This window comes from Rahnella inusitata, assembly GCF_018288855.1.
Lineage (GTDB): Bacteria > Pseudomonadota > Gammaproteobacteria > Enterobacterales > Enterobacteriaceae > Rahnella > Rahnella inusitata.
In genome coordinates, this window is sequence record NZ_CP065024.1 from 4,616,716 (window position 1) to 4,630,527 (window position 13,812).

Sequence of the window (13,812 nt, forward strand, 5' to 3'; positions counted from 1 at the left end):
ATTTATAGCTAACGTTTTTATTTCGTGACAAAAACTACCTGTTCCGTATCAATAACAGTCAGGTTGACGGTAATGTCTAACGCCACGTAATAACTCTTTTTTTCCCTGGCCAGAAAAAAGAACAGAAACTTTTCTCTTTTAACGGACTCTTCGGCTTTAATTACCTTGACGTCCTGCGGTTCAATGCGCAGCAAGACATTATTCACCGAAGCTTTGAGAACGGTTCGCTGAACCTGACTCAGTGCGGAAGAAAAGGCGGCAGCCTTATTTTCGCCTTTTCCCTCAACCCGAACTGTCGTGGTTGATTGTTGTTTCATTACGCCTGACCATACTTTTTGTTATAAGCTTCCACCAGGCGCTGACCCAGTTCTTCTTTATCCATAAATCCAAACCCTAATACCAAACAGCCTTCGTTAATTGCGGTGACACCTTCATCCACTGAGCGCATCCCGTATTTGGCTTTATATCCATATTTGTTTTGTGCGGTAATCGCACCCGCGCCGCCACTGCCGCAGAAAGAAATACCAAAGGTCGCGCCTTCTGCTTTCATCACGTCGCCGAGTTTCATATCTGCTGCCATACCAGGGACAACAATGGCTTTTCCGCCTGCCGCTTCTACGCCTGCTGCGACTTTCTGCCCTTTACCTAAACGGTCGCCTATCACGACTAATACTTGTCCCATGATTTATCTCTCCAATTAATTCGCTGTACGGTATGTGAAATTTATTTTGGCTCGTTGTCGCGTGCGACTTCGAAATGCACCGAGAGCAAATAGGCTTCTTCGATGGGTAAATTTCCGAACCAGCCGATCACCTCTTCTGCCATTTTCATGGAGTCATCAGAGATCTCATCAAATAATTCTTTTTCGACTTCAGGTAACGGCTCACCGGTAATAGATCGCAATACCATGGCTTTAACGTGAGACGTTAACATTTGCAACTGAACATCTGTGGTATAGATATTTTTTGCACTTTGCATGGCCTGAATATCTTTTAAAACTTGCTCTGTGGTCACCGCGGCGTCTTTCAATTCAATTTGCCCGGCCCCCTTAACAGATGCGCTTGCGTTATTCACTCGCGGTTACCTCTCTCCTTGCCTGACTCTCTAATTTCAGCCGTTTATTTCGTCTGTCTTTACCCTAACCCCAAGGGGATTTCCTGTGTAGACCGTCTTTTTCCAGTTCGAAGTGGAAATACAATGAGCTGAGCAGATCCAATTCGCAAAACGATAAGTTAAGTCGTCATATCACTGAGTATTACCGTCTGTAGCAGCGTATTTCACTGGTTATCGGAATTTTCGCACTGCGGAATAATTCCATCACATCCCTTTCATTTCCGCTTAAGAGTGCCTAGTATCAAAGAACATCCGCAAATTACTGACACCCCTGCGCTTACCCGCGGGGGTGTTATTTTTTGCCTACTGGCAACCCATCCGCACGAAGCGGGTGATGCAAAAGGAATCCTGGAGAATGTTATGAGCAAACCGACACTGACCATCAGCGAACTTGACGCAGAACGCCTGGACACCCTGCTGGCGCAGCCTGCCTATGCCAACAGCCCGGTCGCAGATGCCCTGAATGAAGAGTTGGATCGCGCAGAGATTTTGCCGCCAGAAGACATGCCCGCCGACGTGGTCACGATGAACAGCAAGGTTCGCTTTACAGAAGGTAAAGAGGGCGAAGAACATATCCGCACGCTGGTGTATCCGGCGGCGCTGAAAGACAGTAACGAGCAGTTATCAGTGATGGCACCGCTTGGGGCAGCGTTGCTGGGCGTGCGCGTGGGTGGAAGTATCACATGGAAGATGCCGAACGGAGAAGACAGCCGGATCGAGGTGCTGGAGTTATTGTTTCAGCCGGAAGCAGCCGGCGAACTGCGGCGTTAAAGTCCGTTAATTCCCTCCCCTGCGAAGGGGAGGATCGGGGTGGGGTATAACAAACAAATCAATAATTTGTAGTATGTACAGCCAATGGTTTTGTCATTAAAACCCCCTCCCGTCCTCCCCCTTCGCAGGGGGAGGACCAGGGCTGCATCATTTACTTAAATTTCTTATGGTTCTCATTCCTGGTCGCCTTAAATCCTTCAGCTTCTTTCTTCGCTTCATCCACTTTGCCCGCTTTAGCTAAAGCAGCAGCCGAATCGATCTGGCCAATCAGCGTATCGAGCCCTTTGTGGTAGTCCTTCATCTCGGGGCTGTCCGGCGCTTTGCCTTTCAGCTTCGGTGGGGTCGCTTTCTTCGCATCTTCCGCTGCTGCTTTCATGTTCGCCAGACCGGTGGTCAGTTCCGCCTGATCGTTGGTTTTCAACACTTTGCCGTAGTTATCGGCAATCGTGTCCATGTCTGTTTCTAAATCTGCCGCCAGTGCGACCGTACTGCTTCCTAATAAAGCCACTACGGCTAACGCCATCAGATGTTTACGCATAAGGGAGTCTCTCTATTGTTATAAATTTGTTATTTAAAACGACATTGCTTGTAAGGCTTTATAAAAATAGGCTGAGAAGGGGCAAAGTGGAACGACTTTTTTTGTAAAGAGGCGTGATAGGCGAGGGAAAAAGTAAGCAGCGATCGGGCGACCGCTGCTTCGGGAGATTATTCGCCGGCGATTTTCATCGACGGGAGCAATACAGAACCACACTGGATGTTGCTGCGGGTTTCGATATCGCTGCCGATGGCGACCATATCGCGCCACATGTCTTTCAGGTTACCGGCGATGGTGATTTCACTTACCGGATACTGGATTTCACCGTTCTCGACCCAGAAACCTGCCGCACCGCGGGAGTAGTCGCCGGTAACGCCGCTGACGCCCTGCCCCATCAGTTCCGTCACCACCAGACCTTTGTCCAGCTTACGCAACATGCCGGCGAAGTCGTCACCCTGACCGGCGATGCGCCAATTGTGGATGCCGCCTGCGTGCCCCGTGGTTTGCAGACCGAGTTTGCGCGCGGAATAGCAGGTCATCAGCCAGGTTTGCAGCACGCCCGCTTTAACGATGTCACGACGCTGGGTGCGTACACCTTCGCTGTCGAACGGCGTCGAGGCCAGCCCCTGCAACAGATGCGGATGTTCTTCGATGGTCAGCCACTCGGGCAGGATCTGTTCGCCAAGGCTGTCGAGCAGGAAGGAAGATTTACGGTAAATGCTGCCGCCGCTGATCGCCCCAACCAGATGGCCAAACAGGCCGGTCGCCACTTCGGCAGCGAACAGCACCGGTGCGTGCATGGTCGGCAATTTACGCGGTGCCAGACGCGACAACGTGCGGCGTGCGCACTCTGCGCCAACCCATTCCGGGTCTTTCAGATCGCTCATTTTACGGGCGATGGAATACGCGTAATCGCGCTCCATGTTGCCTTCGTGCTCGGCGATGACTGAGGCGGAGATCGAGTGGCGCGTCGAGCAATAACTTTGCAGCATGCCGTGGCTGTTGCCAAAGACGCGAATGCCGTAATGGCTATTGAAGCTGCCGCCTTCGGTGTTAGTGATGCGTTTATCGGCTTTCAGCGCGGCCTGTTCAGCGCGCGCCGCCAGCTCAATGCTGCGATCCGGATCCAGCTCTTCCGGATGGAATAAATCCAGATCCGGCGCGTCGAACGCCAGCATCTCTTTATCCGCGACGCCTGCGAAGGGATCCGGCGAGGTGTAACGGGCAATGTCCAGCGCGGCCTGCACGGTGCGGGAAATCGCATCCGGGCTTAAATCGGTGGAAGACGCGCTGCCTTTGCGGTTTTGATAGTAAACGGTGATGCCCAGCGCGCCGTCGCTGTTGAATTCAACGTTCTCGACTTCACCAAAACGTGTACTGACGCCGATACCGGTGGTTTTGCTGACCGCCACTTCCGCGGCGTCTGAACCCGCTTTCGCCAGTTCTAATGCCTGAGATACGGCCTGTTCGAGGGTTTTACGCTGCTGCGCAACTTGATTCACTACGTTCATCGGCATGCCATCGCTTATGAGATAAAAGGGATTGTTCTACACTGAAACACAGATACTTATACTTTTGAGTCTAACAGAGACTCGCCATAATTTCGCATGGCGTGCGGCGTTGTTAAGACCGAAGTTGCAACAGAATAGCCATCTCTGTGGCATAATGCCGCCGAAGCAATAAAGCACAATCAAACTGACAGGATTACCTCGATAAGAGGAAGCGCCCATGACAAAGAAAATTGACGACTGGCTCGATGACGTTCCCGAGAATAATGAGAACGAAGAAGATGATGAGATCATCTGGGTCAGTAAAAGTGAAATCAAACGTGACGCCGAGGCGCTGAAAGATCTCGGTGCAGAAATGGTGGATCTGGGTAAAAACTCACTCGATAAACTGCCGCTGGATGAAGATCTGCGTGCGGCCATCGATTTAGCTCAGAAAATCAAAAAAGAAGGCCGTCGCCGCCAGTTACAGCTGATCGGTAAAATGCTGCGTTCGCGCGATGTGGAGCCGATTGAAACCGCGCTCGACAAGCTCAAAAACCGCCACAACCAGCAGGTTTCGCTGTTCCATAAACTGGAAATGCTGCGTGACCGTCTGGTCGAAGAAGGCGATGAAGCGGTGCCAACGGTGCTGGAGTTGTATCCGGAAGCCGACCGCCAGCAGCTGCGTGCATTAATCCGCAACGCACAGAAAGAGAAAGCGACCAACAAACCGCCGAAATCTTACCGCCAGATTTTCCAGTATCTGCGCGAACTGGCTCAGGCCCAGGAATAAAAAACAAAACCCGCTGAAAGGCGGGTTTTTTGTTTTCAGCCTTTCGCTTTCGCGACAGGTTTCTCCAGCAGGTTCAGACGCAACTCGCCTTCCAGCTCTTCTTCTGCCTCTTCAAACAGCAAAATCAGTGCGCCGAAACGCCGCTTACGGCTGGCAGTCAGATTGATAAAATCTATCTCCACCGGCAGCGCAATCCCGCCCGTGACTTCATCCCAAAGTGCATCCAGATTCGCGCCAAAGCTTTCTGTCAGTGCAAACTGACGGACAAACTCGGCATAGAATGCCGGTAAATCCGGGATGTGATTAAAATCGAAGCTCACTTTATTCATCGACATTACTCCACCCGAACAAAATTCTGATAATGGTCACGGCTGACATAAATCAGCCCGTCGCTGGCAAACAGCACACGATCAGCGCCGCGACGTCCGCAGCGATAGTTGATATCCGCCTCACGCCAGACCCGTTTGTACGCTGTCGGTAAACGCCCTTCCCGGTTCGAGAAACGGTCACCGCCAATGGCTTTTCCCGGCAGCACGTCGCAAAGATTACCGGAACGTGCATCCCAGCCCGCTTCCCGCGCTTTTTTCTTGGTGATGTAGTTGTCAGGCAACCGGTGATTCTGGCGTAAATAGCTGACTACCGTTTTCTCATCGGTGCCCGATACGATGGTGCCAGAGTTGTATGTCGTTTTCGCGACAACCTGCCCGGCGACGCCGGACAGCCCCAGAATCACGGCGGCGACCATCATCAGCGTGCGCGAACGCAGCCCGTTAAATACCTTCATTGACGTCCTTTGTGCATAGCCGGAAATGATGTGTTCCTCTTTATTGTTTCCTAGAATCCGCTTTCTGAAAAGGTGACTTATAGATTTCCTAAATGTAACGTTTTTACCTGCAAATACTCTTCCAGCCCCAGCACCGACCCTTCGCGCCCCAGACCGGACTCTTTCACCCCACCAAACGGCGCGGCTTCGTTGGAAATCGCGCATTCGTTCACGCCGATCATGCCGCTTTCAATCGCGTCCGCGACGCGGAAAACGCGTTGCAGGTTCTGGCTGTAGAAATAAGCTGCCAGCCCGAACGGAGTATCATTGGCGCGCTGAATAACTTCCTCTTCCGTTTTGAAACGGAAACAGGCCGCCAGCGGGCCAAAGGTTTCTTCGTGGGCGACTTTCATATCGTCGGTGGCATCGGCAATCACCGTCGGCTGGAAGAAGTTGCCGCCGAGCTTGTGACGCTCGCCGCCTTCCATCAGTCGTCCGCCTTTCTCCAGCGCATCTTTGACGTGATCTTCTACTTTCTCCAGCCCTTTGATGTCGATCAGCGGCCCGACAATCACGCCGTCATCCATGCCGTTGCCGACTTTCAGTTTGCGCACTTCTTCCACCAGACGAGAAACGAATGCATCGTAAACGCCGTCCTGCACGTAGATGCGGTTGATGCACACGCAGACCTGTCCGGTGTTACGGAATTTACAGGTGATCGCGCCTTTGACGGCGGCTTCGAGATCGGCATCGTCAAACACGATATACGGCGCGTTGCCACCCAGCTCCATCGACACTTTTTTCATGGTGTCGGCGCTGTTACGCACCAGCGTTTTGCCCACTTCGGTCGACCCCGTGAAGGAGACTTTGCGCACTTTGTCGCTGGCCATGATGGCGTCACTGATGGCATGCGTATCACCGGCCACGCCGTTTATCACACCATCAGGCACACCGGCGTCTTTTGCCAGCTGTAACAGCGCGAAGGCCGAAAGCGGCGTGTTATTCGCCGGTTTAATGAGGCCGGTACAACCTGCCGCCAGCGCCGGGCCGAGTTTGCGGGTCAGCATCGCCAGCGGGAAATTCCACGGTGTGATTGCCGCGACCACGCCGACGGGTTCACGGGTGGCAAAAATGCGGGAACCGGCTTTTGCTGGCGGAATAATTTCGCCGTTCGCGCGCTTAGCTTCTTCGCTGAACCATTGCAGATAGCTGGCGGCGTAATCGACTTCGCCCAGCGCCTCTTTCAGCGGTTTGCCCTGCTCCGCCACCATCAGCTCGCCGAGAAACTGTTTGTTCTCCAGCATCAGCTCATACCAGCGGTGCAAAATTTCAGAACGTGCTTTGGCAGTGGTTTTGCGCCACGCCGGTAAGGCATCGCTGGCCGCTTTGATCGCCGCTTCGGTTTCCGCTTTCCCGGCTTTGGCGACTTTTGCCACCACGTCGCCGGTGGCCGGATCCAGCACATCAAACGTGGTTTTGGCTTCATGCCATTTACCGCCGGTGAAATAACCGGTCTTAAATAAAGGATGTTCGGACAGTTTCTTAGGGTGGGCAGACATGTAAATCCTCCTGACGTACGCCGTTTAAAGCAATGAATAGAAATAAGTATAGCGGCTCAGGAGGAAGCGTCTCTCAGACAGCACTGAGAGACACAGCTCGCAAAGTGGAATGTCACACGTTCACAACCGCAAAGCCGGTGAGTAAACTGAGTTATCACGGTCTTAATAATTAAGGAAAAGGGATGTCGACACGCGTAAAAATGAATATCGGCGAGCTGTATACGGACATGGGCGAAGGGCTGCCGGAAGAGCGCCGCGCAGGGAAAGAACGGGTGTACGATTACAACCTCACCCGCCCCTCGGAAGAGGAAAAGCGCCAGCGGATGCTGAAAGACATGATGGGCAGCATCGGCGAGAACGGCTGGATTGAACCGCCGCTGCGCGTGGCCTACGGCACGCATACGCACATCGGCAAGAACTTCTACGCCAACTTCAATCTCACGCTGGTAGATGACGCCACGGTCACCATCGGCGATAACGTGATGATTGCGCCGAATGTGACCCTCGCCACCGCCGGGCATCCCATCGATCCGGAAATCCGCATCACCGGGCAACAGTTCTCCCTGCCAATTGTGATTGAAGATAACGTCTGGCTGGGTGCGGGCGTAATGGTGAATCCGGGCGTAACGATTGGTCGTAACAGCGTGATTGGCGCAGGCAGCGTGGTCACAAAATCTATCCCGGCGAATGTAGTCGCGGCAGGCGTCCCGTGCCGCGTTATGCGGGCCATCGGGCCGCAAGATCGCGAAGCATTCCCGACGTAAAAGAGAACGAAAAAGGCCGGTGCTTTTCAGCATCGGCCCTGCTTTTGATTGACTCAGGCGACGAACGAATGCTGATAACGGTGCAGCATGTCGGTCAGGCGCCGCACAGGTTCGGTGACTTTCAGCGGCGCGTCGTATTCCACCAGTTTTTCCTGATACTCCCCGAGCTCACTCAGCAAGCGCTGATAATAATACGTCCGCTTTCCTTCGCCCGAGGCTGACACTACGTGGTCAGCCGTATTACGGATTTTCTTATGGAAGGCCGACAGTTCGTCGTTCACCGGCACTTCCGCCAGCTTCATCCGCTGATGCGCGATTATCAGCATCAGCGCCAGGCGGTATTTACCGATGTCGTTCGGGAACATCACCAGCAGCTGATTCAACTGATGGTATAACGCAGGCAGATGGTTCTCGCGGCGGCGATAGGCTTTGGTGGTCAGCGCGGAAACGGCGCTGCTCATAAAGCGGTTAAGCAGCGTGCGGCCCGTTTTCTCCCGCGATTTATCACGCACCACCAGCAGCACCACCATTGCAATCACCGTACCGATCGCCTGACCGGTGACGTTATCCAGAAACGACGTCACGTTGAATTTCATCGGGTTACTCAGAACCAGAATATTGATGGTCCCCGCCAGCAGCCCAAGCATACCGAGGCGGCGCTTGGTCACTTCAATACCGATGAAGAAGGTGAAAATCCCCAGAGACAGACACAGCAGGAACAGGCTTTGCTGCGTCGCGGGCATGATCAGCATAAACATCATCGACCCCACCGGGATCGCCAGCAGCATACCGACGATAAAGTCCATCGCCATGCCTTTCGGGTTAGGCGTGCGCATCGCCAGCGAGGTCACGACGGCGATAATCACCACGCAGCCGCTGCCCGACGTCCAGCCGGTCCACAGCCACATCAGGCAGCCGATGGCGGTCGCGGTAAAGGTGCGCAGGCCGTTAATCAGCGCATGATGGCGCTCCGCCGAAGCAGGTCGCACCACCACTTCGCTGTCCAGCACGCTGCTTTCAATACTGCTGATGCTGCTATTAGTGTGAACGCCTTTCATCAGCAACAGCGCACGGGTAGCCGCTCCGGCCCAGGCGCTGATGGTCATCAGGACGTTATCACTGTGCGAACCGGTAATGGTCTGACGCAGAAGTTTCAGCCGGCGGTGTACATCCGCGATGGTTTCCGCGGGTTCATCGAACATCGCCTTCAATTCCGGAGACAATCTTTCCGGCGTGTTTTGCAGGATCAGATAGGTTTCGCAGGCCTGCGTAATCATGCTCAGCGAGGTGCTGTGCAGCGCTTTTAGACGCCGGTTGCAGCGCTGCCAGCGTGATGATTCCATCATCAGACTGCTGCGCATGCCGTTGAGCGCCGTGGTGCTTTTCACCAGATTATTCCACGATTTATCAATGTCTTCCTTTGACGCGTTGTTTACGCAAATCCGCATCAGCGCGAACTGATCGAGCAACAGCTGACTGACGGCGCGGTCGATATCTTTTTTGATAGAACGGGGAGAAAACAACAGATCAGCGACGATCGCACAACAAATTCCGAGGACGATTTCACTGCAACGCTCTACCGCAAACTGCGGCGTTTGCAGCGGCGTGGCGGCGGACGTGACGACGATAATCAGCGCGGTGTAACCGGCCAGACCGAGCGCATAGGAGTTTTCGACGCGAACCAGCGAAGACCACCAGGTGCAGACGCCCGCCCAGATACAGCACAGGAGCAGCATCACCACCGGTGCACGCGCCGTGGCGATCACGATAACCAGTGCGGCCAGACAGCCGATAAAGGTGCCGATAACGCGCAGAAAACCACGGTGGCGGATGGCACCGGCAAACGGCTCGCCACCGGCCGCCAGCGCAGGGCCGGAGGTCACGATGGCGGCGGTCATGGCCGACCAGCGCGGGGTTTCGAGTTGCAGATAGAACCCGAGCACCAGCGCGCCGAGGATCGCGAACGTCAGCTTAAACGCAAAACGGACACGGGGAATAAGTACGCTATTCATCTTCCGGCCTTAGCCAAATTCTCTCAGGCGGTGTAACAGACGACGGAACGGCGAACCGTCGGTTTGCTTACGATCGTGACTGCCGGTAATCACAACGGTCGCCGTAGTGCCTGCCGGATACGGATGCAGCTGATCGGCATCATCAAGGACAATTTTGACCGGCACACGCTGCGCCAGACGTACCCATTCGAGGTTGCTGTCGATAGTCGCCAGCCCGTTGGTTGCCGCAGAGGATGAACTGTTGGTTACCGCGGCCGCCACGCTGTCGACCGTGCCGTGCATGATGCGATTGCTGCCAAGCGGCGTGATTTCCACGCGGTCACCTTTGCTCAGGCCGGACAGTTTCGTTTCTTCCAGATAGGCAAGAATATAGAAGGAGTTTTTCTTCACCAGCGCGACGGCGGTCGAACCGCGGTTGATGTAGTTACCCGGATGCACGGTGAGGTTAGTCACCCAGCCATCGGCAGGGGCAACAACCACGGTGCGCTGGAGATCAAGCACCGCCAGATCGCGCGCAGCCTGGGCTTTCGCCAGCTGATGTTGTGCAGTTTGCAGCACGTTGTTCGCCTGGTCGATCTCTTCCTGCGACATCGCCTGCACACCCAGTTTCACACGACGTCCGGCTTCGCGTTTTTTCTCAGCGGCCAGCGCCTGATAGTACGCGACGTCAGCGCTCGCTTCGTCCAGCGCCTGCTGATAACGCGGCTGATCGATTTTGAACAGCACTTGCCCCTTCTTCACCAGCTGGTTATCAATGACCGGCACATCGGTGATAAGACCGGTGACGTCGGGTGCGATGGATACCACGTCAGCGGTAAATTTGGCATCACGGGTCCACGGTGATTCAGTGTAGAACGCCCAGGCTTTGAAGATTGCGATGACAGCCAGAACGACAAGAATCAGCGTAATTAGATAACGTATTATTTTTATAGAGAAATTTTTCACAACGCCCTCAGACGAACATGCAGGAGATCAGGTAGAAAAGACAGCAGTACAAAGCTGTGTTGAACAACGCCGGGTGCCAGACAAAGTCGTAAATTCCCGTAGGCTGCAAAACGCGCCGCAGCAGGAAAAACACCACCAGCGCCAGCAGTATTTCAAAGAACACCGGGGGAAACGACAATCCGAAAATCACCATTACCGGAAGCAAACTCATCAAAAATTCCTTACATTATGACGACGGGCAGTATGACGGCAGAAATGCTGGTTAATCCCGCGCGCACATTATTCATTATTTTAGGCAACAGCTCACAAACCCGGAGAAATAATTCACGGGAGGCAGAGATGGAAACTGTGGGGTTGCCAGGGAAGTGTGCGAAGGTAAGCAATCAGGATAACTGAAACCTGAGGTTTATCGCCCGGAAGGGTATATTAGCCTGCTTATTATCAAGGGATCAACGTTATGTGATCTAAATCACTTTTAAGCCAGAGTTAACAATGGACCGATTAAAACGCATGTCAATTTTCGCTCAGGTTGTGGAGAGCGGCTCATTTACCGCCGCGGCGCGACGCCTTGACATGAGCGTTTCCGCCATCAGCCAGACGATCTCAAAGCTTGAAAATGAGTTACAAATCAAATTATTAAACCGCAGCACCCGCAGTATCGGCCTGACCGAAGCCGGAAAAATTTATTATCAGGGCTGCCGGAAAATGCTTCATGACGTGCGTGAAGTGCATGAGCAATTATACGCCTTCAACAACACACCCACCGGGACGTTACGCATCGGCAGCTCATCAACAATGGCACAAAATGTTCTTGCTGCGATGACCGCCGAAATGCTCAGTGAATACCCCGGCCTGACCGTCAATCTGGTCACCGGCATCCCGGCGCCGGATCTGATCGCCGACGGCTTAGACGTAGTCATCCGCGTCGGGGCGTTGCAGGACTCGAGTCTGTTCTCCACGCGACTCGGTTCGATGCCGATGGTGGTGTGCGCCGCCCGCAGTTATCTGGCTCAGCACGGCACGCCGGAAAAACCGGCGGACATGGTGAATTTCTCATGGCTGGAGTACAGCGTCCGTCCGGACAGTGAATTTGAACTCATCGCCCCCGAAGGTATCACCACCCGTATCAATCCGCAGGGACGCTTCGTCACCAACGATTCGCAGACGATGATCCGCTGGCTGAAAGCAGGCGTCGGCATCGCCTACGTACCGCTGATGTGGATTATCGAAGAGATTAACGCCGGAGACGTTGAGATTCTGTTTCGCAGCTATCAGTCAGATCCGCGCCCGGTCTACGCGCTGTACACCGAAAAAGACAAACTGCCGCTGAAAGTGCAGGTCTGCATTAACTATCTGACGGATTACTTCAAACAGGTCGGCAAGGTATATCAGGGCTACCGGCAGGGGAAGAAGGGGATGCCGTGGGAGTGATGTCTGGAAAAAACACACCAAAATCCCACCTAACCTCCCCTTATCAAAGGGGAGGGATAAAAACAAAAAGAGTAGAGATTACGCCGTGCCGCCCACCGTCAGATTATCCAGCTTGAGGGTCGGCTGGCCGACGCCGACCGGCAGGCTCTGGCCTTCTTTGCCGCATACACCGACACCTTTATCGAGCGCCAGATCGTTACCGACCATGGAAATCTGCTGCATCGCTTCGATACCGGAACCGATAAGCGTAGCGCCCTTAACGGGTTTGGTGATGCGACCCTTTTCAATCAAATAGGCTTCGGACGTGGAGAACACGAATTTGCCGGAGGTGATGTCCACCTGACCGCCGCCAAAGTTCGGTGCATACAGACCATATTCGACGCTGCTGATGATGTCTTCCGGCGTGGATTTCCCCCCCAGCAGGTAGGTGTTGGTCATACGCGGCATAGGCAGATGCGCATAAGATTCACGACGGCCATTACCGGTCGGCGCAACGCCCATCAGGCGCGCATTCAGTTTGTCCTGCATGTAGCCTTTCAGCACACCGTTTTCGATCAGCACGTTGTACTGGCCCGGCACGCCTTCATCATCAATCGCCAGCGAGCCACGCAGACCGTGCATCGTACCGTCATCGACCACGGTACACAGTTCAGATGCCACCAGTTTGCCCATCTGACCGCTAAAGACCGACGTACCGCGACGGTTGAAATCGCCTTCCAGCCCGTGACCCACCGCTTCGTGCAATAAAACGCCCGGCCAGCCCGCGCCCAGCACCACCGGCATACCGCCAGCCGGTGCAGCAACCGCCGTCAGGTTCAGCAGCGCCATACGCACGGCGTCACGTGCAAAAGCTTCGGCGCGCACTTCACCGTTCACAGTTTCGAGGAAGTAATCATACCCGACGCGCGCACCGCCACCGCTGGAGCCGCGCTCACGGCGGCCATCCTGCTCGACCAGTACGCTGACGGACAGACGCACCAGCGGACGGATATCCGCCGCCAGCGTGCCGTCTGTCGCTGCGACCAGTACGGTTTCATAGACGCCGGTGATGCTGGCGCTGACTTCCTGCACGCGCTTATCGGCCGCGCGGGCAATTTTGTCCACGCGATGCAGAAGGTCAATTTTCGCTTCGCGCGACAGGCTTTGCAGCGGATCCAGCGCAGAGTACATAGATTTGTAGGCCACTTCGCCCAGCGTTCGCGTTTTTCCGTTGCCCTGTTCGCGGACAATACTGCGCGCCGCCGTGGCGCTTTGGTTCAGCGCATTCAGTGTTATCTGATCGGCGTAGGCAAAACCGGTTTTCTCGCCGCTGATGGCGCGCACGCCGACGCCCTGATCGATATTGTAAGACCCATCTTTGATGATGCTGTCTTCGATCACCCAGGCTTCATGGAAGCTGGACTGGAAAAAGAGATCGGCGTAATCGAGACGACGTTCTGACAACTGGCCCAAAACGGAAAACAGATCCTGATGACTCAGATTATTGGCAGTTAGTAACTGCTCACTGACTAAGGCCAGACTCATAGATGTTCACTCTCTTTTAGACGAAAATCCGGCGTGCTGAGGTGCAGAGATAACCTCAGTCCACCGGACAATCCATTGTTACAGGGTTATTAACAGCCTAACACAGCCCGCACGA

Annotated in this window: 16 protein-coding genes; 4 read left to right on the plus strand and 12 right to left on the minus strand. The window is 54.2% G+C overall.

Annotated features, from left to right (window positions below):
* Nucleotides 1-17: 17 nt before the first annotated feature.
* The 3 genes from I2123_RS21520 to I2123_RS21530 are packed head-to-tail and all read right to left on the minus strand — an operon-like array spanning nt 18 to nt 1,074.
* Complete coding sequence (locus tag I2123_RS21520) at nt 18-317, minus strand: DUF4312 family protein (protein ID WP_112169167.1); 300 nt, start codon at nt 315-317, stop codon at nt 18-20.
* Complete coding sequence (locus I2123_RS21525) at nt 317-682, minus strand: SFCGS family glycine-rich protein (protein ID WP_013577270.1); 366 nt, start codon at nt 680-682, stop codon at nt 317-319. Before I2123_RS21525 ends, I2123_RS21520 begins: the two co-directional genes overlap by 1 nt.
* Nucleotides 683-723: 41 nt before the next feature.
* Entirely contained in the window at nt 724-1,074 is a 351-nt protein-coding gene (locus I2123_RS21530) for a PRD domain-containing protein (protein ID WP_112169165.1), read from the minus strand.
* Between the two features lie 399 nt (nt 1,075-1,473).
* On the opposite strand from I2123_RS21530, the gene rnk reads away from it, so the two are divergent.
* Nucleotides 1,474-1,884 (plus strand): nucleoside diphosphate kinase regulator, encoded by a 411-nt coding sequence (rnk, locus tag I2123_RS21535; protein ID WP_213051487.1) that lies wholly within the window; start codon nt 1,474-1,476, stop codon nt 1,882-1,884.
* A gap of 151 nt (nt 1,885-2,035) precedes the next feature.
* Here rnk and cybC read toward each other — a convergent pair whose 3' ends face one another.
* Nucleotides 2,036-2,422, minus strand: coding sequence for a cytochrome b562 (gene cybC / locus I2123_RS21540; protein WP_112168371.1), 387 nt, complete (start codon nt 2,420-2,422; stop codon nt 2,036-2,038).
* Between the two features lie 167 nt (nt 2,423-2,589).
* Complete coding sequence (gene pmbA, locus I2123_RS21545; RefSeq protein WP_112168372.1) at nt 2,590-3,930, minus strand: metalloprotease PmbA; 1,341 nt, start codon at nt 3,928-3,930, stop codon at nt 2,590-2,592.
* 217 nt (nt 3,931-4,147) lie between these two features.
* On the opposite strand from pmbA, the gene yjgA reads away from it, so the two are divergent.
* Nucleotides 4,148-4,699 carry a ribosome biogenesis factor YjgA gene (gene yjgA, locus I2123_RS21550; RefSeq protein ID WP_112168373.1) on the plus strand — a complete coding sequence of 184 codons (552 nt, stop codon included), beginning with the start codon at nt 4,148-4,150 and terminating at the stop codon, nt 4,697-4,699.
* A 35-nt stretch (nt 4,700-4,734) separates the two neighbouring features.
* On the opposite strand, the gene I2123_RS21555 is transcribed toward yjgA, so the two are convergent.
* The 3 genes from I2123_RS21555 to I2123_RS21565 form a co-directional block, all read right to left on the minus strand.
* A complete protein-coding gene (locus tag I2123_RS21555; RefSeq protein WP_112168374.1) occupies nt 4,735-5,028 on the minus strand; it encodes a barstar family protein in 294 nt (97 codons plus the stop codon).
* 5 nt (nt 5,029-5,033) lie between these two features.
* Complete coding sequence (locus I2123_RS21560) at nt 5,034-5,483, minus strand: ribonuclease domain-containing protein (RefSeq protein WP_112168375.1); 450 nt, start codon at nt 5,481-5,483, stop codon at nt 5,034-5,036.
* 77 nt (nt 5,484-5,560) lie between these two features.
* Entirely contained in the window at nt 5,561-7,021 is a 1,461-nt protein-coding gene (locus I2123_RS21565; protein ID WP_213051488.1) for an NAD-dependent succinate-semialdehyde dehydrogenase, read from the minus strand.
* Nucleotides 7,022-7,203: 182 nt separating this feature from the next.
* On the opposite strand from I2123_RS21565, the gene I2123_RS21570 reads away from it, so the two are divergent.
* Nucleotides 7,204-7,785, plus strand: coding sequence for a maltose acetyltransferase domain-containing protein (locus I2123_RS21570; protein WP_213051489.1), 582 nt, complete (start codon nt 7,204-7,206; stop codon nt 7,783-7,785).
* A gap of 53 nt (nt 7,786-7,838) precedes the next feature.
* On the opposite strand, the gene aaeB is transcribed toward I2123_RS21570, so the two are convergent.
* From aaeB to aaeX, 3 genes are read right to left on the minus strand one after another with little or no spacing between them, the layout of a single operon-like run.
* Nucleotides 7,839-9,797 carry a p-hydroxybenzoic acid efflux pump subunit AaeB gene (aaeB, locus tag I2123_RS21575; RefSeq protein ID WP_112168378.1) on the minus strand — a complete coding sequence of 653 codons (1,959 nt, stop codon included), beginning with the start codon at nt 9,795-9,797 and terminating at the stop codon, nt 7,839-7,841.
* Between the two features lie 9 nt (nt 9,798-9,806).
* The gene (gene aaeA, locus I2123_RS21580) at nt 9,807-10,742 is read right to left on the minus strand and encodes a p-hydroxybenzoic acid efflux pump subunit AaeA (RefSeq protein ID WP_112168379.1); all 936 of its coding nucleotides are present in this window, start codon (nt 10,740-10,742) and stop codon (nt 9,807-9,809) included.
* A gap of 7 nt (nt 10,743-10,749) precedes the next feature.
* Nucleotides 10,750-10,953, minus strand: a complete 204-nt coding sequence (aaeX, locus tag I2123_RS21585) for a p-hydroxybenzoic acid efflux pump operon protein AaeX (RefSeq protein WP_015698919.1) — start codon at nt 10,951-10,953, stop codon at nt 10,750-10,752.
* Nucleotides 10,954-11,234: 281 nt separating this feature from the next.
* On the opposite strand from aaeX, the gene aaeR reads away from it, so the two are divergent.
* A complete protein-coding gene (gene aaeR / locus I2123_RS21590; RefSeq protein WP_112168380.1) occupies nt 11,235-12,173 on the plus strand; it encodes an HTH-type transcriptional activator AaeR in 939 nt (312 codons plus the stop codon).
* Nucleotides 12,174-12,251: 78 nt separating this feature from the next.
* Here the strand turns inward: aaeR and tldD are convergent, their stop codons facing one another.
* The gene (gene tldD / locus I2123_RS21595; RefSeq protein WP_213051490.1) at nt 12,252-13,697 is read right to left on the minus strand and encodes a metalloprotease TldD; all 1,446 of its coding nucleotides are present in this window, start codon (nt 13,695-13,697) and stop codon (nt 12,252-12,254) included.
* Between the last annotated feature and the right edge of the window lie 115 nt (nt 13,698-13,812).

Bases quoted from the DNA above. Each gene is read 5' to 3' on its own strand.
- pmbA (WP_112168372.1), bottom strand. From the start codon at position 3,930: ATGAACGTAGTGAATCAAGTTGCGCAGCAGCGTAAAACCCTCGAACAG.
- cybC (WP_112168371.1), bottom strand. From the start codon at position 2,422: ATGCGTAAACATCTGATGGCGTTAGCCGTAGTGGCTTTATTAGGAAGC.
- I2123_RS21560 (WP_112168375.1), bottom strand. From the start codon at position 5,483: ATGAAGGTATTTAACGGGCTGCGTTCGCGCACGCTGATGATGGTCGCC.
- aaeX (WP_015698919.1), bottom strand. From the start codon at position 10,953: ATGAGTTTGCTTCCGGTAATGGTGATTTTCGGATTGTCGTTTCCCCCG.
- I2123_RS21555 (WP_112168374.1), bottom strand. From the start codon at position 5,028: ATGAATAAAGTGAGCTTCGATTTTAATCACATCCCGGATTTACCGGCA.
- aaeR (WP_112168380.1), top strand. From the start codon at position 11,235: ATGGACCGATTAAAACGCATGTCAATTTTCGCTCAGGTTGTGGAGAGC.
- I2123_RS21520 (WP_112169167.1), bottom strand. From the start codon at position 317: ATGAAACAACAATCAACCACGACAGTTCGGGTTGAGGGAAAAGGCGAA.
- I2123_RS21525 (WP_013577270.1), bottom strand. From the start codon at position 682: ATGGGACAAGTATTAGTCGTGATAGGCGACCGTTTAGGTAAAGGGCAG.
- tldD (WP_213051490.1), bottom strand. From the start codon at position 13,697: ATGAGTCTGGCCTTAGTCAGTGAGCAGTTACTAACTGCCAATAATCTG.
- I2123_RS21570 (WP_213051489.1), top strand. From the start codon at position 7,204: ATGTCGACACGCGTAAAAATGAATATCGGCGAGCTGTATACGGACATG.
- I2123_RS21565 (WP_213051488.1), bottom strand. From the start codon at position 7,021: ATGTCTGCCCACCCTAAGAAACTGTCCGAACATCCTTTATTTAAGACC.
- rnk (WP_213051487.1), top strand. From the start codon at position 1,474: ATGAGCAAACCGACACTGACCATCAGCGAACTTGACGCAGAACGCCTG.
- yjgA (WP_112168373.1), top strand. From the start codon at position 4,148: ATGACAAAGAAAATTGACGACTGGCTCGATGACGTTCCCGAGAATAAT.
- aaeB (WP_112168378.1), bottom strand. From the start codon at position 9,797: ATGAATAGCGTACTTATTCCCCGTGTCCGTTTTGCGTTTAAGCTGACG.